Annotated in this window: 1 protein-coding gene and 1 pseudogene; both read left to right on the plus strand. The window is 65.9% G+C overall.

Going from position 1 to position 1,713, the window contains the following annotated elements; genetic code table 11:
• Positions 1 to 1,581: chemotaxis protein CheW (locus PMN64_RS42790; RefSeq protein ID WP_411785109.1), on the plus strand; the 1,581-nt coding region annotated here is incomplete at its 5' end.
• A 22-nt stretch (positions 1,582 to 1,603) separates the two neighbouring features.
• Positions 1,604 to 1,713, plus strand: a pseudogene (locus PMN64_RS42795) (chemotaxis protein CheW); the annotation flags it as partial.

Here is a 1,713-nt window from a genome sequence, read left to right on the forward strand (position 1 = left end):
TGCATCGCCGACAATGGCCGCGGGCTCAACACCGAGCGGATCAAGGCCAAGGCGCTCCAGAACGGTCTCGTCACCGAGGCTGAGCTCGAGAAGATGACCGAGGCCCAGATCCACAAGTTCATCTTCGCGCCGGGCTTCTCGACCGCCGTGCAAGTCACCTCGGTGTCCGGCCGCGGCGTCGGCATGGACGTGGTGCGCACCAATATCGACCAGATCGGCGGCACTATCGACATCAAGAGCGTGGCCGGCGAGGGCGCCTCGGTCACCATCAAGATCCCGCTGACCCTGGCGATCGTCTCCGCGCTGATCGTGGAAGCCGGCGGCGACCGGTTTGCGATTCCGCAATTGTCTGTGGTCGAGCTGGTGCGGGCCCGCGCCAACTCCGAGCACCGCATCGAGCGGATCAAGGACACCGCGGTCTTGCGGCTGCGCAACAAGCTGCTGCCGCTGATCCATCTCAAGAAGCTCCTGAAGATCGACGACGGCGCGACCTCCACCGACGCCGAGAACGGCTTCATCGTGGTGACGCAGGTCGGCAGCCAGACCTTCGGCATCGTGGTCGACGGCGTGTTCCACACCGAGGAGATCGTGGTCAAGCCGATGTCGACCAAGCTGCGGCACATCGACATGTTCTCCGGCAACACCATTTTGGGCGATGGCGCCGTCATCATGATCATCGACCCCAATGGCATTGCAAAAGCCCTCGGCGCGTCCGGCTCGTCGGCCCATGACCTCGCCGACGACAATGCCGCGGCGCATGCCGCAAGCGGCGAGCAGCTGACCTCGCTGCTGGTGTTCCGCGCCGGCTCGAGCCAGCCCAAGGCGGTGCCGCTCGGCCTCGTCACCCGGCTGGAGGAGATCGCAACCGACAAGATCGAGCTCTCGAACGGCCGCTACATGGTGCAGTACCGCGAGCAGCTGATGCCGCTGGTGCAGATGGCCGGCGTCGAGGTGCAGAACCAGGGCTCGCAGCCGATCCTGGTGTTCGCCGACGACGGCCGCTCGATGGGGCTCGTGGTCGACGAGATCATCGACATCGTCGAGGAGCGGCTCAACATTGAGGTGGCGGGCAGCCAGGACGGCATCCTCGGCTCGGCCGTGATCAAGGGCCAGGCCACCGAGGTGATCGACGTCGGTCACTTCCTGCCGATGGCGTTCGCCGACTGGTTCTCGCGCAAGGAGATGCGCCCGTCGGCCTCGGCGCAGTCGGTGCTGCTGGTCGATGACTCGGCGTTCTTCCGCAACATGCTGGCGCCGGTCTTGAAGGCCGCCGGCTACAAGGTCAGGACCGCGGGCGGCGCGCAGGAAGGGCTTGCCGCGCTGCGTTCGGGGCAAAGCTTCGACGTCGTGCTGACCGACATCGAGATGCCCGAGATGAACGGCTTCGAGTTCGCCGAGAACATCCGAAGCGACCACAATCTGATCGGGCTGCCGATCATCGCGCTGTCGGCGATGGTGTCGCCGGCGGCGATCGAGCGCGGCCGGCAGGCCGGCTTCCACGACTATGTCGCCAAGTTTGACCGTCCCGGGCTGATCGCGGCGCTGAAGGAGCAGACCGCCGAACTGCGCCGCGCGGCCTGACACGGGATAAGGACAGGGATCGATGACGAGCAAGACCGAGACCAGCGAAGGCGCGATGGCCGAATACGTCACCGCCGTGATCGGCGGGCAGCTGTTCGGGCTGCCGATCTCGCGGGTGCAGGACGTGTTCAT

The organism is Bradyrhizobium sp. UFLA01-814 (assembly GCF_046718885.1).
Taxonomy (GTDB): Bacteria; Pseudomonadota; Alphaproteobacteria; order Rhizobiales; family Xanthobacteraceae; genus Bradyrhizobium; species Bradyrhizobium elkanii.